Below are 20,186 nucleotides of genomic sequence, written 5' to 3'. Positions count from 1 at the left end.
GTATTCAAATAGATTAGAACCGGACGCGGTCTCCGTCGTCGATCGGTTCGCTTGTTTCCGTCACCACCCGGTCGGTCGGCATAAGCCCTTCCGCTATGACCGTTTCCTCGTTTTCGTCTTTGATGGTGATATACGTTTTGTCGACATAGTAAGCGGTGCCGAGCGGTCCGTCCGCTTCGGAAACGGTAAACACATAATCGCCGTTGTTGTCGCCGTGAACGGCCGACTTCGGAATTTGTGCTCCCATCGATTCGCTCATGCGGGAGATGGAGACGGACGCCCGCATGCCCGGCTCGAGCCCGCGATCCGTCATTTCTACCGTGATCGACTTGAGACTGCCGTCCTCCGATCCGTCTTCGATCTCGGAGATAACGCCTTGGACGCTCCGCTCGGGCGTATCCTCGATCCAGACCTTCACTTCGTCTCCGATCCGAAGAGTCGAAGCATTGTCTCTGTCCGCCGTGAAGCCGAAGCTGTAGCCGGACGCGTCGTCGGCCAGCTCAGCCACCGGCTGCCCGGGTCCGACGGCCGCTCCTTCTGCGGCGTTAAGCGAAGTGAGCACGCCGTCGACCGGCGCTGTGAGCCTCGTACCGTTCCGCAGCTTTTTTTCCAAATCTTCGATTTTCCTTTGCTGCAGCTCCATCTCGAGCCGAAGCGATTCGAGCTCGCGCATCAGATTGTCCGAGACGGACGGGTCCCCGTCCCGCAGCGCGATCTTCATTTCTTCCTCGATCTTTTCCAACTGCAGCAGCTGCTGCTCCCGGCGCGTTCGTTCGTCCTCCAGGCTCCGCTGCGTCGATTCCGTATCGAAGGACATAATCGTTTCGCCCTTGCGGACGCGGTCGCCTTTCTTTTTGGCGATATGCTCCACCTTCCAATCCCCTTCGGAGTAAAGCTTTACCGTTTGCGAAGGCTCCAGAAAGCCTTCGCCCGACACGTTCTTCTCAAGCGCGCCCATCTCGGGCCGCTCTACCGCGACCTTCGGAAACGACAAGCCTTGAATCGTATTGGACAGGAACGTCAGCAGGAGCAGCGCGGCGAAGAAAAGCGCTATCGCGAGGCGCAGCATTCGTTTGCGGCGTTGCACTTGTTCTTCTTCACCCCCTATTCGGCTAGAAGTCTTGTCGGTTCAACCGAAGTTTGGAGCTAACCCCTTACCCGGAATACTTCATCGGACAGACAACTAGCCTTTAATCCCCGACATTTGAATGCCCTCGACCAAATCTTCTTCGCCGTACAGAAACAGCAGCACCATCGGCGTCATGTACAGAACGGACGCGGCGAAAGCGACGCCCCTTGCTCCTTCGGCGATATGCGCCAGATAGACGGACAACGGCTGGCGCAGCGGCTCGGTCAGAAACAGAAGCGGCTGCTCGACCATATTCCAGTTGTCCGCGAACGCCAGCAGCAGCAGCGCGGCAATTCCCGGTTTGGCCAAAGGCAGAGCGATGTGGAGAAACATATGAAGATGGCCCGCCCCGTCGATTTTGGCCGCCTCCATGTAATCGTCCGGAATGCCGTCCATAAACTGGCGCATCAGAAATACGCCGAAGGACGCAAAGACGCCCGGCCATATAATGGCTCCGTAGCTGTTCAGCAAATCCAGCTTCTCCGCCACCAAATAGTTCGGAACGAGCGTCACCTGGAAGGGCATCAGCATCGTCAGCAGGTAGACGAAGAACAGCTTGTCTCTTCCCGGGAAAGCAAGCTTGGCGAAGGCGTAGCCCGCGAGCGTGCCGAGCATCGCTTGCCCGGCCATAATCGGAACGGTCAAGTTCACCGAGTTCCAAAACAGCAGCAAAAAGGTGGGCCGCCGGAGCAGCGCTTCTCCGAACTGTTCGAATGTGACCCGCTCCGGTATAAAGCGAACGGCGGCATGCTCGCGAACCGTTGTCTCTCCGCCTTCAAGAGCTTCGTAGTGGCGTCCGATTTCGTCCTCCGACATGAAGGAATTGGTTACCGTCAGGCATACGGGGTACAACACCGCCGCGGCCAGCAGAGCGAGAAATAACAGCTTGCAGCCGCGGACGACGGTAGCCTTCAAGATCGTCATCACGCTTCCATCGCCTCCCTCGACCTTCTTTCCAGACGCAGCAGCCCGTACACCGCGAGCCCGATTCCGAGCGAAAGCAGAACCGCGGCCGCGGTCAGTTTCGGGTAATCCAGCGACTGAAACATGTTGTTCATAAAATGCTGCAGCGTATAGACGGCGTCATGCGGATAAGGACCGGCGACCAAATACGTTTCGCGAAACACTTTGAACGACGAGACCATGCTCATGACGACGACGAAAAAGGAGGTGGGCATCAGCCCCGGCCACGTGATATGCCGAAAGCGCCGCCAGACGCCCGCGCCGTCGAGGGACGCCGCTTCGTACAGCTCCGCCGGAATGTTGGAGAGTCCGGCCAGAAAAACGACAAGGTTGTACCCGGCGTTTTTCCAAACGTAAACCGCCAGCATAACCGCAAACGCCCATCTCGTATTCATCCAGTCGACCGGCGCGAGCCCCCAATCGGAGAGGAGGCCGTTCATGGCGCCGTTCCAATGAAAAAGCGCTTGCCAGACCAAAGTGACGGAAGCGACAGGGACGACAAGCGGCAGCAGAAATACCGTCCGGAACGATTGCCGCAGCGGCAGCTTCCCTTGGAGAAGCAGCGCCAGTCCCAGCGAGGCCGCAAATACGGCCGGCACGCCGACGGCGGCGAACGTCAGGGAGTTGAACAGCGCTTTGCGGAAGGAGCCGCTCTCCCAGAGCGTCCGATAGTTGTCGAGGCCGACGTAATTTCCGCCGACCGGGCCGTCGGTGAGCGAGTAGTACAACACGGCGCCGAACGGTACCAGAAAGAACAAGAGGAATCCGGCAAGGCTCGGAGCGAGGAACAATAGCGCGACCGGCGCCTCGCGCCGGTACCGGTGCCGAAGCCGCTTCATGTTTTCGGATAACCCTCCTTTCAAACGTCAATCGCGGTTGACGTCCACAGCATAGTGCGGCTATGTGACAGCCGTGTGACAACAGTCGGCGTGACTATCGGCGCTTGCTCGGCTACAATGAGGCTGTATGAAGGAATTAACAGGGGAAAGGAAGATTGCGGATGAAGCCGAAGGTGCTCATTGCCGAAGACGAGCGGCGCATTCGGGAGCTGATCGCGGATTATTTGGAGGAAGCCGGCATGGACTGGTGCGAAGCGGAGCATGGCGACGCCGCGCTGGTACGGTTTCGCGAGGAGCGGCCGGATCTGGTCATTCTCGACATTCTGATGCCCGGAGTGGACGGCTATGACGTATGCGAAGCGATCCGCAAGGAATCCGGCGTTCCCATTATTTTTTTGACGGCCAAAGGCGAAGAGGACGATAAGCTGCTCGGCTACGATCTCGGAGCCGACGATTATATGACCAAGCCGTTCAGCCCGAAGGTGCTCACGGCCAAGGTAAAGGCGCTCCTGAAGCGGACGGAGGCTGTGCGCACGGCGGGGAACGGGAACCGGATCGAGCTGGACGGTCTGGCCATCGATCCCGACGCCCGGGAAGCGGAAGCCGACGGCGAGCCGCTGCCGCTCGCTCCGAAGGAGTTCGACCTGCTGCTGTATTTCATGCAGAACCGGAACCGGGTGCTCACCCGGGATATGCTGCTTGACCACGTATGGGGCTTTGACTACGACGGCGATCTCCGGACGGTGGATACCCACGTCAAGCGGCTTCGGCAAAAGCTTGGCAAACGTTCCGGCTGGATCGTCACGTTCCGCGGCAACGGCTACCGGCTTATGGTGGCGCCATGATGAAATGGAGACATTCCGTCACGTTCAAGCTGTTCGCCGTTACTTTCGCCGTCATTATGCTGCTGCTCGGGGGAGTGCTTGCCGTATTGGCCGGCACGTTCTCGTCGTTCTACGAACGGCGTCAAGCGCATGACATCGCCTATGATTTGAACCGGATTCGCGACCGGTACGTTCAGGAAGCGGAGCCGGGCATAGACGGCTTCGACCGGATCCCGGACTATTTCTTCGATTTTGAAAAGGAATATTACGCGCTCACCTCGCTGCTGACGATCGAAGGCAACAAATTCCGCGTCGTCGTCGGAGGCGGTTTCGAGAATGGCCTGGAACAGGGGGCCGCAGATTCGGCGGCGCTGCCGTTTCCGCTTCCGGTGCCGGACAAGTTCGCCTTGTTTATGTCGAAGCCGGCTTCCGTCGAGCAGCTGGATAAGCTGAGATGGGCCGCAATGGAGTGGCGCAACGACCAAGAAGCGGTGAACGATGTGCTGCTCGAAGGGAAAACGCTTGTTTTCCGGACCAAGGGCGTCGGCGAAGACGAAAGAGGGGCTAACCAGCTTATTGCCGTTACCCGCATAAGCGGGGACGGAGCCGGAAACGGCAAAGTATTGTTTGCCGTCTCTTCCTTGCAGCCGGTCACGAGCGCGGCAAGCGTCATCCGGGATTTCTCGTATTATGTGTTTTGCATCGGGCTTGTTTTTGCTCTTATCCTGGCTTTTCTTTACGCCGGAATCGTCACCAAGCCGCTCCGCAATCTGAACGAGTCGGCCAGGAAGCTTGCGGACCTGGATTTTTCCGGCAGGACGCGCCTGAACCGGCGGGACGAAATCGGCGAATTGGGAAGGAGCTTCGATTCCCTCGCGGATAACTTGCAGAGGACGCTGGCGGAGCTTCACGAAGCGAACGACAAGCTGAAAGAGGATATCGAGCGAGAAAGAAGGCTGGAGAGGATGCGGCGCCGCTTTGTGGCCGGGGTGTCGCACGAGCTCAAAACCCCGATCAGCCTGATCGGCGGCTATGCGGAAGGGCTTCGGGACAACGTCGCAAACGGAGCGAAGCGGGAACGCTACGCCGAGATCATTCTCGACGAGACGAGGCGGATGTCCGCCATCGTGGCCGACATGCTGGACTTGTCCTATTTGGAAAGCGGCCAATACGCGCTGCAATGGGAAACGTTCGACCTGTGGCCGCTGCTGACGGAGTCGGCGGAACGCGCGGAAATTATGGGCAAGGACAAAAACATTCGGATCGTCGTCGTCCGGCCGGAAAGCGGGGAGGGGACGCCGCCCGTTCGCGGGGACCGGATGCGGATCGGCCAGGTGCTGACCAATTTGCTGTCGAACGCGGTTCGCCACTCTTCCCCGGGCGGAAGCGTCATATTGAGCGTTCGAGCGGCGGACGCCGAAGCGGAAATATCGGTGTACAACGAAGGAGATCCTATACCGGAAGACGAGCTTTCCCGTATTTGGGGCCACTTCTACCGCACGGACCAATCGCGCAGCCGGGAAAGCGGAGGGACCGGCATCGGGCTTGCCGTCGTGCGGCAGATCGTCCGGCTTCACGGCGGACGGTACGGCGCGTTCAATGCCGGAGAGGGTGTTGTTTTTTACTTTACGGTTAAGCTGGGATGAGAACTCGGATGAGGCGGCGTATAGCCCGACATGGCGCAAGGAAAAAAGCCCGAGGCATAACGACTATGCTTCGGGCTTTGCCGTGATGTTATTTCGCAACGGTCTTCGGCTGATGATGAACAAGGCGAAACCGCTGGTCTAAATTGTTCATAATTAATGCGGTGATCGTTATGCCCGTGCCTATAAGCTCAATCGGGGTAATGGCATGTCCTTGTATAGCCAATATCGCAAACCTGGTGATGGGCACCAGATTCATAATATGAGAAAGGCGCATGATCCGGCTAAAGCCATCCGTCAGGTAGACAATTCGTTCGTTATCGGTATGCCGTCGGCCGGCGACGTTTTGTTTTTGTACGTCTCGCCCCATTCTTTCATTTTCAAAATGATCGGCACCAGCGTCTGTCCGAAATCCGTCAGCGAATATTCGACCTTGGGCGGCACCTGGTGGTACACTTCGCGGTGAACGACGCCGTCCTCCTCCAGCTCTCGAAGCTGCAGCGTCAGCATCCTTTGAGTAATCGTCGGACATATTCTACGAAATTCGTTGAAGCGTTTGGGCCCTTCGATCAAGTGGTACAGCAGCACTCCTTTCCACTTTCCGCCGATCACGTCCAATGTATATTCCACTGGACACCCTTCATCGTTTGGGCAATGGCCATACCCGCTTACGCGATCTCGCATCTTTATTCCACTCCTTAACGGTATACAGATTGATACTATATAACATAAATGTGTGTACTTACCATCATATCGGAATTGTGCTAAATTAACAACCGAAACCATTATACAAAATGTATAGGAGGAAGAGCGAAAATGTCTGCACAAACGATGAAAGCGGTCGGACTGTATAAATATTTGCCTATCGATCATCCGGAAAGTTTGATCGACGTAGAACTGGAAAAACCGGCGCCGGGCGGGAGAGATCTGCTTGTGAAGGTGAAGGCGATATCCGTCAATCCGGTGGATGTCAAGGTGAGAGCGCCGAAAAATAAAACGGAAGATTCGCCGAAGGTGCTGGGTTGGGACGTTGCGGGCGTCGTTGAGCAAACGGGGCCGGACTGCACCTTGTTTAAGCCCGGAGACGAGGTCTATTATGCCGGCAGCATTACCCGCCCCGGCGGAAACAGCGAATTTCACCTCGTCGACGAGCGCATCGTCGGAGCGAAACCGGCGACGCTGGATTTTGCGCAAGCCGCGGCGCTGCCGCTTACGTCCATAACCGCATGGGAAGGGTTGTTCGACCGTCTCGGCGTATCGCAGCGTCGGGAGGACAACGAAGGCAAATCGATCCTTATGATCGGAGCGGCCGGAGGCGTCGGTTCCATCGCCGTGCAGCTGGCCAAATACGTTGGCCTGACGGTAATCGGCACGGCGTCTCGTTCCGAATCGGCCGAGTGGGCGAAGGCTTTGGGCGCGGATTATATTATCAATCATAACGAGGAGTTTGTTCCTCAGCTGAAGCCGTTTAACCTCGAGCAGGTCGACTATATTTTTTGCTTGAACAGCACGGAGAAGCATTGGAAGAGCATGGCGGACGCCATTGCGCCGCAAGGCAAAATCTGCTCGATCGTGGAGACGGCGGAGCCTTTGAACATAACGCTGATCAAAAACAAAAGCGCAACGTTCGTATGGGAATTCATGTTTACCCGCCCGATGTTCCAGACGGAAGACATGATCCGGCAGCATCATCTGCTGAACGAGCTGTCGCGCTTGGTGGATCAAGGGGTTATCCGAACAACGATCAAGGAAAAGCTTGCGCCGATCGACGCGGCAACGTTGAGAAAAGCCCATGCGATGCTGGAATCCGGCCGGACCATCGGGAAAGTCGTCGTGGAGAATGATTAACCGCAATACAATTTATAGATTTCCGAAGCAATCGGAATAACGGGTATGCCATCGAACACAAGATTCGATGGCTTTTTTCATTTAAGAGGTTGCACCAAAATCTATAATTTTCAAGGTAACAATCTATAATTGGCGGGTTGTTTCCACTACATGTAAGCGCTACACTTTTTGTGGAATAAATAGGCTAAAGCGAGGTGTATTCATGAACAGTAAGAGATTGAACAGGAAAATTTCGCTCCTGCTGGCATTGGTTCTTGTGCTGACGACTGTCACGGTCGGCCCGCGGGAGACGAAAGCGGAGCCGGAACCCGCAGCCGTAACCTCAGACTTTGAAGACGGCACGGTTCAGGGCTGGTTCGGACGCGGAGGGACGGAAGCGTTGACGGCGACGGCCGATGCCGCACATTCGGGCGCTTATGGCCTTCAAGTCGATGGAAGGACGCAAGGCTGGCACGGTCCGATGCTCGACGTTACGCAGGCAATGCCTTCCGGCAAAACGTATGCGCTTTCATCTTGGGTTCGTCTGCCCGAAGGAACGCCGGATGCTCCCGTTTCGATGACGATTCAGCGGACGGCTGGCGGTACGACCTATTACGAGAACGTCGGCTCCGTCACGGCAACCGCCGGGGGCTGGACGAAGCTTGCGGGCGAATACAAGCTGAACGGAACGCCCGAGTCGATAGCCGTCTATTTCGAGTCGTTTTCCAATCCGACGCTTGTTTTTTATATGGACGATTTTCGGATGGAGGCAACCGCGGACGAGCCGCCGATCGAGATCGAGAAGGACATCCCGTCGCTTAAGGACGTATTTGCCGGCGACTTTATGCTCGGTTCGTCCTTCCTCGTATCCGAGATCGCCGATCCGGACGGTCCCCATGCGCAGCTGCTGGAGAAGCACTTCAACGCCTTGACGGCAGGCAACGAGCTGAAGTGGGACGCAACCGAACCGCAGGAAGGGCAATTCGACTTTACGCGCGCGGATCGGGCATTTCATTTCGCTCAAGCGAGCGGCATCGCCTTCCGCGGACATACGCTCGTGTGGCACAGCCAGACGCCGGATTGGGTGTTCTACGACGAGAAGGGCAACTTGGCAAGCAAAGAGCTGCTATACGAGCGGATGAAGCGGCATATCGAAACGGTGATGGGACGGTACAAGGGCCAGATATACGCTTGGGACGTCGTGAACGAAGTGATCGAGCCGGGCGACAACCGGCCGAACGGCTTGCGCAACAGCTTATGGTACCAAATCGCGGGCGAGGAATACATCGAGAAGGCGTTCGAATTCGCTCATGCGGCGGATCCGGACGCGAAGCTGTTCATTAACGATTACAATACGCATCAGCCGGAGAAACGGCAATTTTTGCACGACCTGATTAAACGGCTGCAGGCGAAAGGCATCCCCGTGGACGGCGTCGGCCACCAGATGCATATCAATATTCAGTATCCGTCGGCGCAGGAAATCGACGAGACGATCGCCGCGTTTGCCGACTTGGGCATCGAGCAGCAGATTACGGAGCTCGATATGAGCAGCTATACGAACGACACGGATTCGTGGGAGTCGTTCCCTCTTGAGCAGCAGATCAGGCAGGCCTACCGATATAAAGAAATTTTTGATGTGTTCCGGAAATACAACGATCTAATTACGGCCGTCATTTTCTGGGGCAAGGACGACGCGAACTCATGGCTTCGCACTTTCCCGGTCGTACGCAACAACTGGCCGTTGCTGTTCGACGAGCGGCTGCAAGCGAAATACGCGTATTGGGCGCTTGTCGATCCGAGCAAGGTGCCGGTTGAAATCAAGCGGGCGACGTCGCCTTCCGGAAGCGCCGTTATCGACGGGGTGAAGGAAGATGCCTGGAACCGGGCGCCGGCCGTATCCATCGTGAAGGACGGGGAGGCGGCGGCCGAAATCAAAACGTTATGGGACGAAAGCAACTTGTACGTATCCATCGACGTGTTCGACCGGACAACGAACGGGAACGATGCGGTCGAAATATTCGTCGACGGCAACAACGGCAAAACTTCCGCTTACGAGGCGGATGACGCGAAGTATACGCTTCGGCGGAGCGGCGCAAATCCGCACAAGCCGGTAGATTACAAGGCGGTTAATACCGCCGGCGGATACGCCTTGGAAGCCGCGATTCCGCTCGGCCAAGCGGAGCTTGGGCAAGAGATCGGGTTCGATGTGCGAATCGTCGACAAGTCCGGCTCGACGGAAACGATGACGTCGTGGAACGACACGACCGGGGCGCAGGATACCGACACGTCCAAATTCGGCGTCCTCGCGTTTGTCGAAGGACCGCAGCTGACGGCGGCCGCGAAAGGAACGCCGGTTGTCGACGGCAGCATTGACGATGTATGGGAGGGCGCCAACGAAATATCGACCGAACGCTGGGTCGCCGGATCAAGCGGGTCGACCGCCAAGGTCCGCACGCTTTGGGACGAAGGCCGCCTGTACGTGCTCGCCGAAGTGACCGACTCGCTGCTGTCGAAGCAAAGCGCCAACGTCTACGAGCAGGATTCGGTGGAAATTTTCATCGACCAGAACAACGGCGCGACGGCTTCTTTCGAAGCGGACGACGGTCAGTACCGGATTAATTTCGATAACGAGCAGTCCGTCAATCCGGTATCGCTGAGCGCCAATCTGGTGTCCGCCGCGCAGCGGACAGCGGACGGCTATATCGTGGAAGCGTCCGTCGCTTGGACCGGCACGCCGCCTAAGGCCGGCGACTTCATCGGCTTCGACGTCCAGGTCAACAACGACGAGGACGGAGACGGCAAACGCGACAGCGTCGCGATCTGGAACGACAGGTCCGGGCAGTCCTACCGGAACACGTCCGGCTACGGCTTGCTGCAGCTGGTGGAGGAGTAGTCCCGATTGGATTTGAACACGCAAGGGAATCCCTTTCGGAATTATTAGCTATCATTAAGGATTCAACCTATTTTCGATATACGATGAAAGAGGTGACTGCCGTATGGCGGAAGCGGACAATACCGTAATGAACCAATCGCTCGCCGGCGCGTTCAAGGACGACTTCCTGATCGGCGCCGCGGTTAACGCGCATACCGTTCTAAGCCAGCGCGACCTGCTCCTTGAACATTACAATAGCTTGACGGCGGAGAACGAGATGAAATTCGAAAGCGTTCATCCCGCGGAAGATACGTATACGTTCGAGAAGGCGGACCGGATAGCCCGGTTCTCCCGCGACAACGGGATGAAGCTGCGCGGGCATACGCTCGTATGGCATAACCAGACGCCGGACTGGGTGTTCGAGGACGAGGGCGGCGGAGCGGCGAACCGCGAGCTGCTCCTCGCTCGGATGAAGTCGCATATCGATACCGTCGTTAAGCGGTATCGCGACGCGATATACTGCTGGGACGTCGTGAACGAAGCGGTGGCCGACGAAGGGGAGGAGCTGCTGCGCCCGTCGAAATGGCTGCTCGGCATCGGCGACGATTATATCGCGCAAGCGTTCCGCTTCGCCCATGAAGCCGATCCCGACGCGCTCCTGTTTTATAACGACTATAACGAATGCAATCCGATCAAGCGCGACAAAATTTACGGTCTCGTCAAATCGCTGTTGGAGCAGGGGGCGCCGATCCACGGCATCGGCCTTCAGGCGCACTGGAACTTGAAAGACCCGGCTCTTGACGATATCCGGGCCGCAATCGAGCGTTATGCGTCGCTTGGCCTGAAGCTGCAAATTACGGAGATGGACGTGTCCGTATTCGAGTTCAACGACAGGCGCACCGACCTCGCGGCGCCGACGGCCGAAATGATGCGGCTGCAGGAGGAACGGTACGGGCAGTTTTTCCGGCTGTTCCGCGAATACCGCGGCGTGCTGACAAGCGTCACGTTCTGGGGCGCCGCGGACGACTATACGTGGCTGGACGACTTCCCGGTCAGAGGCCGGAAAAACTGGCCGCTGCTATTCGATACGAATCGGCAGCCCAAAGGCGCGTTCCGCGAAGTAGTCGGCCTTCGTTCCGCCGAGAAGTAAATTTGCAATATATCCCTGCGTAATAACAGGCGCACGATACGGCTTTAAACCGCAGCATGTGCGAAAGCCGTTTATTCGTGCGCTTTGTTGCGTCTCCTTTGATCTCTCATTTAATCGGCTTAACGCTTCAACGGGAGCACTCCGCCGCTCCAATAAAATTTTCCAGAAAATCGAGATTTGTTGTATATTGGACGGGGGGTGATCATTCAGGATGGTAGTCAAAGAGATTAAAGCCAATTATCATAGCTATCTCAATGAGCTTAAAGCGACAGTAGATCCGGTTATTATTCAAATGAGAGCCCAGTTAGGCGAACCTTGGAGAAAACAAGCATGGCTGGGTCCGTTAAAGGATTTTGGCGGCTACTTGAAGCACTTTAAACTGTTGCAAGCCGTCCAATGGTCCGCGCTTCCGATCATCGGTCCCGTTATCGCCGGGATTGCCGCCGGTACATACGGTCCTTGGCCCGTCTGGATCAGCTGTTGCGGAGCCGCATTGCTCGTTCCCGTTATTTATTATCTATTGGTTCGTTCCTATGAAAACAAGATGGCAACGATAGGGCATAGCCGTTTCCATGTGGAAGCCTTTAAGGCGAAGCGCCCGCAAGAGTTTGCGATATGGGCGCAGTTTCTGAACAAAAACGACTTTACGTTCGAAGGGCTCTACGACATTGTGAATACCGTATTCAGTCAAAATAATCACGATCCTTCGAGCATCGCTTATGTCGTTGCCTATTCGCAAAGCCAGCACGATTTTTTACAGAACAGCATCGTCGATCTGCAGAACACCATTGACGAGAACGAGTCCGTCATTGAACTGCTGGAGGACGAGCTGGTGAAGTCCGAGAATGCGATTACTTACCTCGTCGGGATCATTAAGAAAATTAACGAGAATTTGTACAGATACGTGAACGGACGGCTTGACTTTACCGATATGGACTTTATTTCCGGCTTCTCCTTATACCGCAAAGGAGACCGTTCCCTTGAGCTTATTATGGACAGGGGAACTTCCGGCAAGTACCGGACTCTGGATTTTGAAGAACACGCTCATTTTGCGGCTGTCGTTGCGGCTCAGGACGAAATGGAGCAAGCTCATTATCACAATCCGTATCCCGGCCGCCATCTTGTCGCTTTTCGAATGGCCATGCTGGAAGGGGAGACGTGGGTGTGGTGCTTTCACTTCGATGACGACGATGAGCGCAGCTTGTCTCTTCTACTGGGAGATGGTATCATAGAAACGAGACAGATTCGCAGAGTTGTTCATGCGTTTTGTTTAATTCTGCAGCAAAGCGGGATGGCTCGGAAGGAGGTTGACCGGAGTGCAGACGCAAACTAATAAAACAATCGCCGTTCATGTCATCGAGGACATATCTCAACGGAATATTATTCGCAAGCGCCGGCAATTGCGCGAGCAAATGCTGAAGCAAGTCAGTCAACGGACTTCGATCATCGAGCGGAAAATCGAACGGCTTGCCGAATTAACCCGATAAATAAGACCAAGAAGCTTCCCGGTGCTAACCGGGAAGCTTTTCTGTTTAGCGGCGGACATTTTGGGGCACACTTTCTACTATTCTCTTGCAAAGGATGAAGAAGAATAAGATGAAAGGCAAAAAAATCGTGCCGTTTAATCCCAAACCGGTACCGCTGAAAGATAAATCCCAAAAAGAACTCATAGACGAGCGCCGTGCCTTAAGAGAAAGCCGGCTGAGCAAATTCCGGAAAAAAGAGAAGTAACCCTTTAACCCTGTATCCTCCAGCCGTTTCCTATACTCGCCCGCCTCAAGTTTTCTTGCATTATCCTATCGGCATTCCCCGATCATCGATAAATCCGGTAATTGCCGCTTAACGCCAGCAGGCAAAAGAAATACAAGCAATTATCGTAGTAACGCCGCACGCCGGTGCGCAAAGGCGTATTCCAAAGCAAACGGACGAAATGGCTTGCATCCGGGCCGTCCGCGGCTAGCGAAGCCATCGCATTGGTTGCAAGAAGTCCAATCGGATGCAGCGCCGGCTCGTCGAAAGGCTTCCCGTCAATCGTATAACGGCGGTAATCGGCAACGTCAATATCCCGGAAAAAGGCTTGAATGCGATTCGATTGCTCAACCTGCCAAGGATCCTTGCGGAACCATTCCCAATCCAGTCCGATATTGGCGGCCACCCGGTAAGCGTCGCTGAAGAAATGCCGGAAATCCCCGTGACGCTGCGGCTCCGCCGGCGTTCCGTCGTAATTCGCATATTCGGGCGAAAGGCCGGTTTCCGGATGGCATGCGGCATGCAGGTAAGCGCGGCTGGCCTCGGCGGCTTCTTTCCAGAACGCTCGATCCCGCTCGTCCGCCTGCAGCGCAAACAACTCGTAGAAATGAGGGAGATGGTAAGACGGATCGCTGAACGGAGCTTCCGGTACAAATTTAATCAGCTTCGTTTCCGGATCCCACATCGGATCGCCCTCGCCGTTGTCGCCTTGATGCACGCAGGCGCGCAAGATCGTTCGCGCTTGCTCGGAATAATTGTAAGGCTCGGGGCCGTCTCCCCACCGATTGGAGGCGAACAATAAGGCCATGGCGTAATATTCTTCCCCGTCCGGGGCCGGTCCCTGGGATATGCGGGTGCCGTCGGGCCTGCAATGCCATGCGAAGTAATCCTTGTAACGGCCTTCCTTGTGCTGCATATAAGTTTTCGAGAAATTCCACAGCCGGTCGAATTCTTCTTTCTTGTTCATTTGGACGGCCATCATCATTCCGTAAGACATCCCTTCCGTCCGGACGTCCAGATTGCCGGTATCGAGGATATAGCCTTTATCGTCGCCCATCGGATAATAGATCCGCACATCCGGATTTCCGTAGAACAAGTCGGCCCATGCCTGTTCGAGCCTTGTGCGGATCTCTTCCTCGGAATAGCCGTGCTCCTTGAACAGATTTCTGTATTCCCCGGTATAAAAAGCGCCATCTCGTTGAATAACCGACATAAAAGCGTCAGCCCCCATTCCTGCATGTTTGTTTCATCTTACCACAATGGACGCTTAACAAATTAAAGCGCTTTCCCGAAAAACTATAGTTGATCTCTTTCCTCCATGGCGGAGTTCGCAATTCTGGACATATTTGAATAATAAGCGGACAAAATCGGGCCTGTTTTTCATCCCATAGATTCCTTATACTGAACTTCAGATAAACGATGAGGGGTGCATCGCGCATGTTGAACGTAACGGTATGGAACGAGAATCGCCATGAGAAGCGCAATCCGAAAGTGAGCGAAATATATCCGAACGGCATCCACGGGACGATCGCGGGGTTCCTGGCGGAGGCCGGCTTTCAAGCCGGAACCGCTACGCTGGACGAACCGGAGCATGGCTTGACGGACGAGGTATTGAACCGTACGGATGTGCTTGTCTGGTGGGGCCATCTGGCGCACGGAGACGTTAAGGACGAGATCGTCGAGAAGGTGAAGCGCCGGGTATTGAACGGGATGGGGCTCATCGTTCTTCATTCCGGCCATTTCTCGAAAATATTCAAATCGCTGATGGGAACGAGCTGCGATCTGAAATGGCGGGAGGCGGACGATCGCGAGCGCTTGTGGGTAGCGGCTCCGGGCCATCCGATCGCCGAAGGAATCGGCGAATATATCGAGCTCGAGAAGGAAGAAATGTACGGCGAGCATTTCGACATCCCGGCTCCCGACGAGCTGGTGTTCATCAGCTGGTTCGAAGGCGGCGAAGTGTTCCGGAGCGGCTGCACGTATTCGCGCGGCAACGGCAAAATCTTTTATTTCCGGCCGGGACACGAAACGTACCCGACGTATCATAACAAAGAGATTCAGCGCGTCATTGTCAACGCGGTGAAATGGGCGCAGCCGGCCAACCGCGCGTACCCGGTTTACGGCAACGCGAAGCCGCTGGAGCCGATTTCGGCAAAATAGCTTATACCGCCATACTGCAAGCAAACGGCATCGGTCCTTAGGATGGGACGATGCCGTTTTTTTGCGCCGATTTCATTCATTCGACTGCGCCGGCAAGCCGCCGGCATGACCGCCGAGCATCTTCACAGATCGTTCCTTTTTAACGTGATTGCAATCACAACGGCATCCGGACTCGTTTACTATACTTGAGTTATGGAAAAACATAAGAAGTCCTATGAATCGAGAAACGAGGGATAAAGATGCTGAGTCAAAAAACGATCGACATCATTAAATCGACCGTGCCCGTATTGGAAGTCCACGGCGTCGAAATTACGAAGCGGTTTTATCAAATGCTGTTCTCGAACCATCCCGAATTGCTGAACCTATTCAATCATGCCAACCAGAGGCAAGGCAGGCAGCAGACGGCGCTCGCCAATGCGGTTTATGCCGCAGCGGCCCATATTGACCGATTGGAGGAGATCCTTCCCGCCGTCGTGCAAATCGCCCACAAGCACCGCAGCTTGGGCATCAAGGCGGAGCATTACCCGATCGTCGGCGAAAATTTGCTGGCCGCGATCAAGGATGTTCTCGGGGATGCGGCGACAGACGATATTTTGCAGGCATGGGCGGAAGCTTACGGCGTCATTGCAGACGCATTCATCGGGGTTGAGCGCGATATGTACGCTTCGGCCGAGCAAGCCGAAGGCGGCTGGAAAGGGTTCCGGCCGTTTACGGTGGAACGGAAGACGAAGGAGAGCGAAACGATCACATCGTTTTATTTGGTGCCGCAAGACGGGAAGGCGATATCCGGGTTTAAGCCCGGTCAATATGTGACGTTAAAAGCGGAAATTCCGGGCGAAAAATATACCCATATGCGCCAATACAGCTTATCCGATGCGCCGGGCAAACCGTATTACCGTATTTCGGTCAAGCGGGAGGAAGCCTGCGAAGGACGTCCGGCCGGCATCGTGTCCGCTTATTTGCACGAAAAGGTCAAGGAAGGCGACGCGCTGCTGCTGTCGGCGCCGGCCGGGGATTTCACGCTGGATATGGAGGATACCCGCCCCGTCGTGTTCATAAGCGGCGGAGTAGGTCTGACGCCGATGATCGCCATGCTGAACGCGCTCGCGGAACAGCAGCCGGAGCGGCAAGTTACGTTCATCCATCAGGCGAGAAACGGCGAAGTCCATGCCATGCGGGAGCATGTGGCGGAGCTTGTCCGCAGCCGTCCGCAGCTGTCGGCGTTCTACTGCTACAGCAGTCCGACGGACCGCGACCGGGAGCTGGGGCGCTTTGACAAGGAGGGCTTGATCGATCTGCCTTGGCTGAAAAGCGTCGTACCGACGATGGATGCCGGGTTCTACTTCTGCGGACCGGTTCCGTTCATGAAGCATATAAACCGGGTACTGAAGGAAGCGGGGGCCGCGCCTTCCGATATCCATTATGAATTTTTTGGACCGAAAGGTTCTTTGGATTAATCGGTCTTGTGTCCGGCCGAAGCTTGCGCCCTCAGCAGCCGGTTCACCGTCTCGCGGCGCAAGCCGATCAGCTGGCCGATCTCGTCTTGGGTCAGAACGTCCGTCAGCGCGTCGGGGGAAATATAAGCCGCGAACCATTGCTGCAGCTTGCTCAGCTTATCCGCGGGCTTAATCTGAGACAAGTGATCGATCCGCTGCTGCATCATGCGGAGCTTGTCCTGCAGCAGCAGCGCGATTTCCCGGTACCTGGCTGGATCGTTGGCCAGATCGGCATACCATCGTCCCGCCGGAATAGGCTCGATATCGCAGGTGGTCAGCGCGATAGCCGTTCCGTGATAGGGCTTGGGCGTCACTAACGAATGATGCGGGATGATTTCCCCCGGCGTAATCAAGTTGATAAGCAGCGAGTGGCCGTTTTCGTGAAGGCGAACGATTTTGAGAAGCCCGCTATTCAGGCGGTACAGCGGTCCGGAATCTCCTTGGCGGAACACGATTTCCCCTTTATGCACCAGCATCTTGCATCTCTCCATAATCGATAATGGGCATGCGAACAAGCGGAAAGATCATAGGGTAATACAAATCTTGACCGCCGTTGTTCATTTTTCAATTCCTTTAATAATAACACAGCGGTCTACTAAAACGGAGAATGGGAGAATGATGGACCTGAATGAGGTTAGCGGAACCAAGGTGTTCCTCGGGATTATGTCCGTGCTGGCGACCGGGGCGGTGCTGGTCGTATCGCTGCTGTATATGACGATCCCTTTGCTTCCCGTGTTGTCCGATGCGTTTGACGCTCCCGCGATCAAGGCGGTGTGGGCAGGCAGCGCGTTTGGCTTTGCGTATGCGCTCGGCAATCTCGTGTTCGGCACCTGGTCGGACCGGACGAGGCGCCGCAACGTGCTTGCGGGCGGCTTGTTTGCGCTAGTATTGTCCAGCATCGCCGTCGCTTTCAGCCCCACGCTGGAATGGCTCATTGCGCTGCGGGCCGTTCAAGGGTTTTTCGCCGCGTCCTTTCCGCCTGCGGCGCTCGCTTATGTAGGAGACGTTTTTGCTCCGAGGCTGCGGCCCGTCGCGATCTCGACGATCAGCTGCGGCTTCCTGCTTGCGGGCGTGCTCGGGCAAATCTATGCAAGCGAGATGGAGCCGATGATCGGCTGGCGGGGCGCATTCGGCCTTTCGGCGGCCGGCTTTCTCGTCCTTGCCTTGTGCGCGCTTCGGCTTCCCCCCGGAACGGCGCCAAACGTTAAAATTCCGGTGCGAACGGCGGTCGCCCGGCTGTTCGGCTTGCTCGGCAGCGCTCCGCTGCTCTTCGCCTATGCGGTAGCCGTGACGCTGCTGCTCTGCTTCGTCGCAATGTACGCGGGGCTTGGCTCGCACATCGAAGAAACGTTCGGCATCGGGGAACGGGGCCTCATGTGGATTCGCCTTGCCGGCATACCCGGCATCCTGGTGTCGCCGCTTGCCGGCCGATCGATCGAACGGTTCGGCGCTTCCAAAGTTCTTATCGCCGGCTTGTTAATAGCTGCCGCCGGCATCGTCTCCGAGGGCATGTCCACGGCGTTGCTGCCGCTCGTCGTCTCGAGCGTCGCTTTCGTGGCGGGCATCGCGACCGCCGTGCCGGGCGTCATCGTGCTCGTGAACCTGTTCGGCGGCCGAGCGAGGGGAAGCGCGGCCGCGCTTTACGGCTGCTTTATATTCGCCGGGGCGAGCATCGGCCCCCTTCTTTCTTCCGCCTTGATGCAACATCAACATGGCTTCCGGCTTCTCGGGATCGCGCTGGCGGCCATATTGTGCCTGGCGGCGCTGATGGCATGGGGCGGCTCGCGTTTCGTTCCGTCCGCATCCGCCGCGGAAACTCCGTCGCCGCATTAATCGAATTACGCTCCATCTTATTGAACCCGGCCGCGAGGCCGGTTTTTTTGCTGTTTGAAAAAAATGATGCCAATCCATTCCCTTTGAACGGGGGCTGCCGATTCCAGTCTAATGGAGCCGTCTTCGAATTTGCGTATGTTTTCCAAAGTAGTATGCAAAATAAGGATGCAAAAGTCATTTGTTCACGGCGAGGTGCGCATGAAGTTCTCCGATCGGTTAAAAAAATGGATGTTGAACGATACGGCGGAGGATGCCTTTCAGGATAAGGCGGAGCCGGAAGCTCTTCCGGAAGAGACGAAAGCTCCGTCGCTGGCGCTGACGCTCGAGGAGTTTCGGGATTGCGACGATCTTACGCATCGCCGTTTTCCCGACCGCGGGATCGATTTGATTTATTTCGAGCATATGGTCGATCAGAATAAGCTGAACCAACAGCTGCTGATCCCCATTATGAAGGGGGACGAGGAAGCGGACAAGCTGGTGGAGCAGCTGCTTCCTTATGCCGTCTTCGATTCCAAGGAGCTGATCGTCGGGGTGCTTGCGGGCGGGGTAGCCATTTTTACGCGCGCGGGCGCGTATGTGGTGAGCGCGTATGGCGCCGAGGGGCGGGCCGTATCGCAATCCGAGACGGAAACGGTCATTACCGGCCCGCATGACGCGTTCACCGAGCAGGCCGGCATCGGCTTGTCCTTGATCCGATCTCGCCTCAAAAGCTCCCATCTGAAGACCATCAAGCTCAGCGTGGGCGAAATCACCAAAACCGACGTATATCTGCTTTACATTAAAGACATCGCCAACATGGACTTCGTCCGGGAAGCGAAGAGGCGGATCGAACAGATCGAGGTCGATTCCATGCTGGACACGAACATGCTCATTCAATATATCGACGACAACAAAAATTCGATTTTTCCGCAATATTTGACTTCCGAAAGGCCGGACGCCATCGTCTCCAAGCTGGTTGCGGGGCGGGTGGTCGGCTTGGTGGACGGCAGCCCGTCGGTCTTTACGGTGCCGACTTCCTTCTTTGAGTTTTTTTCGTCGTCGGACGACTATTATCAGCGGTGGATACTCGGCAGCGCGACCCGTCTGCTGCGCTTCCTGGCGTTTATCATTACGACCAGCTTTACGGCGCTGTACGTTTCCGCTACGACGTACCATTACGAGATGATACCGATGAATTTGCTGGTGACGTTGACGGAATCGCGCAGCCGGGTGCCCTTCCCGCCCGTTTACGAAGCGCTTGTGATGGAAGTGACGATCGAGCTGCTCCGCGAGGCCGGCGCCCGGCTGCCGACCAAAATCGGGCAAACGATCGGTATCGTCGGCGGTATCGTCATCGGCCAAGCCGCGGTTCAGGCGGGACTGACGAGCAACGTGCTTATTATCGCGGTCGCGTCCTCCGCCATTGCGTCGTTCGTCATTCCGAGCTACGTCATGAGCGCTTCCATCCGCTTGATCCGGTTCGGTCTTATTCTGCTGGCCGGTTTGTGGGGCAATTTCGGCCTGGTCATCGGATTGGCGGCGATCGTCATTCATTTAAGCGGCCTGACGAGTCTCGGCACCTCGTATTTGACGCCGGTCGCGCCTTTTGAGCCGAAGGACTGGAAGGACATATTCATTCGCGCTCCGTTTCATGCGCTTCGGCTCAGACCGACGCAAAGCGTGAGCCCCAACATGCAACGCAATAAATCAAGGCGGTGAGCA

Annotated in this window: 18 protein-coding genes; 12 read left to right on the top strand and 6 right to left on the bottom strand. The window is 56.1% G+C overall.

Annotation, left to right across the window (positions count from 1 at the left end; all coding sequences use genetic code 11):
- Positions 1 to 13: 13 nt before the first annotated feature.
- The 3 genes from ACFSW5_RS18965 to ACFSW5_RS18955 all read right to left on the bottom strand — a co-directional run bounded on the left by ACFSW5_RS18965 (position 14) and on the right by ACFSW5_RS18955 (position 2,931).
- Positions 14 to 1,087 (bottom strand): efflux RND transporter periplasmic adaptor subunit, encoded by a 1,074-nt coding sequence (locus tag ACFSW5_RS18965; protein WP_379276475.1) that lies wholly within the window; start codon positions 1,085 to 1,087, stop codon positions 14 to 16.
- A gap of 96 nt (positions 1,088 to 1,183) precedes the next feature.
- Complete coding sequence (locus tag ACFSW5_RS18960; protein WP_379276491.1) at positions 1,184 to 2,053, bottom strand: carbohydrate ABC transporter permease; 870 nt, start codon at positions 2,051 to 2,053, stop codon at positions 1,184 to 1,186.
- On the bottom strand, positions 2,053 to 2,931 hold the full coding sequence (locus tag ACFSW5_RS18955) for a carbohydrate ABC transporter permease (RefSeq protein WP_379276472.1): 879 nt from the start codon (positions 2,929 to 2,931) through the stop codon (positions 2,053 to 2,055). The genes ACFSW5_RS18960 and ACFSW5_RS18955 overlap by 1 nt, the downstream gene beginning before the upstream one ends.
- A gap of 161 nt (positions 2,932 to 3,092) precedes the next feature.
- Between ACFSW5_RS18955 and ACFSW5_RS18950 the strand changes: the two genes are divergently transcribed.
- Together ACFSW5_RS18950 and ACFSW5_RS18945 are read left to right on the top strand one after the other, a co-directional pair.
- Positions 3,093 to 3,776, top strand: a complete 684-nt coding sequence (locus ACFSW5_RS18950; RefSeq protein ID WP_379276470.1) for a response regulator transcription factor — start codon at positions 3,093 to 3,095, stop codon at positions 3,774 to 3,776.
- Entirely contained in the window at positions 3,776 to 5,401 is a 1,626-nt protein-coding gene (locus tag ACFSW5_RS18945; protein ID WP_379276466.1) for a sensor histidine kinase, read from the top strand. The genes ACFSW5_RS18950 and ACFSW5_RS18945 overlap by 1 nt, the downstream gene beginning before the upstream one ends.
- Positions 5,402 to 5,695: 294 nt before the next feature.
- Here the strand turns inward: ACFSW5_RS18945 and ACFSW5_RS18940 are convergent, their stop codons facing one another.
- The gene (locus tag ACFSW5_RS18940) at positions 5,696 to 6,082 is read right to left on the bottom strand and encodes a winged helix-turn-helix transcriptional regulator (RefSeq protein ID WP_379276464.1); all 387 of its coding nucleotides are present in this window, start codon (positions 6,080 to 6,082) and stop codon (positions 5,696 to 5,698) included.
- A gap of 132 nt (positions 6,083 to 6,214) precedes the next feature.
- Here ACFSW5_RS18940 and ACFSW5_RS18935 point away from each other — a divergent pair, with 132 nt between their 5' ends.
- The 6 genes from ACFSW5_RS18935 to ACFSW5_RS18910 all read left to right on the top strand — a co-directional run bounded on the left by ACFSW5_RS18935 (position 6,215) and on the right by ACFSW5_RS18910 (position 12,978).
- Positions 6,215 to 7,246: a zinc-binding alcohol dehydrogenase family protein gene (locus tag ACFSW5_RS18935; RefSeq protein WP_379276462.1), complete on the top strand. Its 1,032-nt coding sequence runs from the start codon at positions 6,215 to 6,217 to the stop codon at positions 7,244 to 7,246.
- Between the two features lie 202 nt (positions 7,247 to 7,448).
- Positions 7,449 to 10,118: an endo-1,4-beta-xylanase gene (locus ACFSW5_RS18930; RefSeq protein WP_379276460.1), complete on the top strand. Its 2,670-nt coding sequence runs from the start codon at positions 7,449 to 7,451 to the stop codon at positions 10,116 to 10,118.
- Between the two features lie 103 nt (positions 10,119 to 10,221).
- Positions 10,222 to 11,247, top strand: a complete 1,026-nt coding sequence (locus ACFSW5_RS18925) for an endo-1,4-beta-xylanase (RefSeq protein WP_379276458.1) — start codon at positions 10,222 to 10,224, stop codon at positions 11,245 to 11,247.
- A 211-nt stretch (positions 11,248 to 11,458) separates the two neighbouring features.
- On the top strand, positions 11,459 to 12,580 hold the full coding sequence (locus ACFSW5_RS18920; protein ID WP_379276456.1) for a hypothetical protein: 1,122 nt from the start codon (positions 11,459 to 11,461) through the stop codon (positions 12,578 to 12,580).
- Complete coding sequence (locus ACFSW5_RS18915; protein WP_379276454.1) at positions 12,564 to 12,734, top strand: hypothetical protein; 171 nt, start codon at positions 12,564 to 12,566, stop codon at positions 12,732 to 12,734. The genes ACFSW5_RS18920 and ACFSW5_RS18915 overlap by 17 nt, the downstream gene beginning before the upstream one ends.
- 109 nt (positions 12,735 to 12,843) lie before the next feature.
- The gene (locus ACFSW5_RS18910) at positions 12,844 to 12,978 is read left to right on the top strand and encodes a hypothetical protein (protein WP_379276452.1); all 135 of its coding nucleotides are present in this window, start codon (positions 12,844 to 12,846) and stop codon (positions 12,976 to 12,978) included.
- Positions 12,979 to 13,060: 82 nt separating this feature from the next.
- Here the strand turns inward: ACFSW5_RS18910 and ACFSW5_RS18905 are convergent, their stop codons facing one another.
- The gene (locus tag ACFSW5_RS18905) at positions 13,061 to 14,209 is read right to left on the bottom strand and encodes a glycosyl hydrolase family 8 (RefSeq protein WP_379276450.1); all 1,149 of its coding nucleotides are present in this window, start codon (positions 14,207 to 14,209) and stop codon (positions 13,061 to 13,063) included.
- 224 nt (positions 14,210 to 14,433) lie between these two features.
- Between ACFSW5_RS18905 and ACFSW5_RS18900 the strand changes: the two genes are divergently transcribed.
- Together ACFSW5_RS18900 and hmpA are read left to right on the top strand one after the other, a co-directional pair.
- Entirely contained in the window at positions 14,434 to 15,156 is a 723-nt protein-coding gene (locus ACFSW5_RS18900; RefSeq protein WP_379276448.1) for a ThuA domain-containing protein, read from the top strand.
- 239 nt (positions 15,157 to 15,395) lie between these two features.
- Entirely contained in the window at positions 15,396 to 16,613 is a 1,218-nt protein-coding gene (gene hmpA / locus ACFSW5_RS18895; protein WP_379276445.1) for an NO-inducible flavohemoprotein, read from the top strand.
- On the opposite strand, the gene ACFSW5_RS18890 is transcribed toward hmpA, so the two are convergent.
- Positions 16,610 to 17,128 carry a Crp/Fnr family transcriptional regulator gene (locus tag ACFSW5_RS18890; protein WP_379276442.1) on the bottom strand — a complete coding sequence of 173 codons (519 nt, stop codon included), beginning with the start codon at positions 17,126 to 17,128 and terminating at the stop codon, positions 16,610 to 16,612. The genes hmpA and ACFSW5_RS18890 overlap by 4 nt on opposite strands.
- Positions 17,129 to 17,267: 139 nt before the next feature.
- Between ACFSW5_RS18890 and ACFSW5_RS18885 the strand changes: the two genes are divergently transcribed.
- Positions 17,268 to 18,485 (top strand): MFS transporter, encoded by a 1,218-nt coding sequence (locus ACFSW5_RS18885; RefSeq protein WP_379276440.1) that lies wholly within the window; start codon positions 17,268 to 17,270, stop codon positions 18,483 to 18,485.
- A 198-nt stretch (positions 18,486 to 18,683) separates the two neighbouring features.
- Positions 18,684 to 20,183: a spore germination protein gene (locus tag ACFSW5_RS18880; RefSeq protein WP_379276438.1), complete on the top strand. Its 1,500-nt coding sequence runs from the start codon at positions 18,684 to 18,686 to the stop codon at positions 20,181 to 20,183.
- Positions 20,184 to 20,186: the final 3 nt, after the last annotated feature.

The organism is Paenibacillus thailandensis (assembly GCF_042685365.1).
GTDB classification, from domain to species: Bacteria; Bacillota; Bacilli; order Paenibacillales; family Paenibacillaceae; genus Paenibacillus_AP; species Paenibacillus_AP thailandensis.
The sequence above is the reverse complement of the archived record's forward strand: the minus strand, read 5'-3'. Positions and strand labels throughout refer to the sequence as shown.

What these genes read in the sequence shown, in the direction of transcription:
- ACFSW5_RS18960 (WP_379276491.1), bottom strand. Translation starts at nt 2,053, where the DNA reads ATGACGATCTTGAAGGCTACCGTCGTCCGCGGCTGCAAGCTGTTATTT.
- ACFSW5_RS18910 (WP_379276452.1), top strand. Translation starts at nt 12,844, where the DNA reads ATGAAAGGCAAAAAAATCGTGCCGTTTAATCCCAAACCGGTACCGCTG.
- ACFSW5_RS18925 (WP_379276458.1), top strand. Translation starts at nt 10,222, where the DNA reads ATGGCGGAAGCGGACAATACCGTAATGAACCAATCGCTCGCCGGCGCG.
- hmpA (WP_379276445.1), top strand. Translation starts at nt 15,396, where the DNA reads ATGCTGAGTCAAAAAACGATCGACATCATTAAATCGACCGTGCCCGTA.
- ACFSW5_RS18930 (WP_379276460.1), top strand. Translation starts at nt 7,449, where the DNA reads ATGAACAGTAAGAGATTGAACAGGAAAATTTCGCTCCTGCTGGCATTG.
- ACFSW5_RS18920 (WP_379276456.1), top strand. Translation starts at nt 11,459, where the DNA reads ATGGTAGTCAAAGAGATTAAAGCCAATTATCATAGCTATCTCAATGAG.
- ACFSW5_RS18945 (WP_379276466.1), top strand. Translation starts at nt 3,776, where the DNA reads ATGAAATGGAGACATTCCGTCACGTTCAAGCTGTTCGCCGTTACTTTC.
- ACFSW5_RS18900 (WP_379276448.1), top strand. Translation starts at nt 14,434, where the DNA reads ATGTTGAACGTAACGGTATGGAACGAGAATCGCCATGAGAAGCGCAAT.
- ACFSW5_RS18940 (WP_379276464.1), bottom strand. Translation starts at nt 6,082, where the DNA reads ATGCGAGATCGCGTAAGCGGGTATGGCCATTGCCCAAACGATGAAGGG.
- ACFSW5_RS18905 (WP_379276450.1), bottom strand. Translation starts at nt 14,209, where the DNA reads ATGTCGGTTATTCAACGAGATGGCGCTTTTTATACCGGGGAATACAGA.
- ACFSW5_RS18880 (WP_379276438.1), top strand. Translation starts at nt 18,684, where the DNA reads ATGAAGTTCTCCGATCGGTTAAAAAAATGGATGTTGAACGATACGGCG.
- ACFSW5_RS18890 (WP_379276442.1), bottom strand. Translation starts at nt 17,128, where the DNA reads ATGCTGGTGCATAAAGGGGAAATCGTGTTCCGCCAAGGAGATTCCGGA.
- ACFSW5_RS18955 (WP_379276472.1), bottom strand. Translation starts at nt 2,931, where the DNA reads ATGAAGCGGCTTCGGCACCGGTACCGGCGCGAGGCGCCGGTCGCGCTA.
- ACFSW5_RS18935 (WP_379276462.1), top strand. Translation starts at nt 6,215, where the DNA reads ATGTCTGCACAAACGATGAAAGCGGTCGGACTGTATAAATATTTGCCT.
- ACFSW5_RS18950 (WP_379276470.1), top strand. Translation starts at nt 3,093, where the DNA reads ATGAAGCCGAAGGTGCTCATTGCCGAAGACGAGCGGCGCATTCGGGAG.
- ACFSW5_RS18885 (WP_379276440.1), top strand. Translation starts at nt 17,268, where the DNA reads ATGATGGACCTGAATGAGGTTAGCGGAACCAAGGTGTTCCTCGGGATT.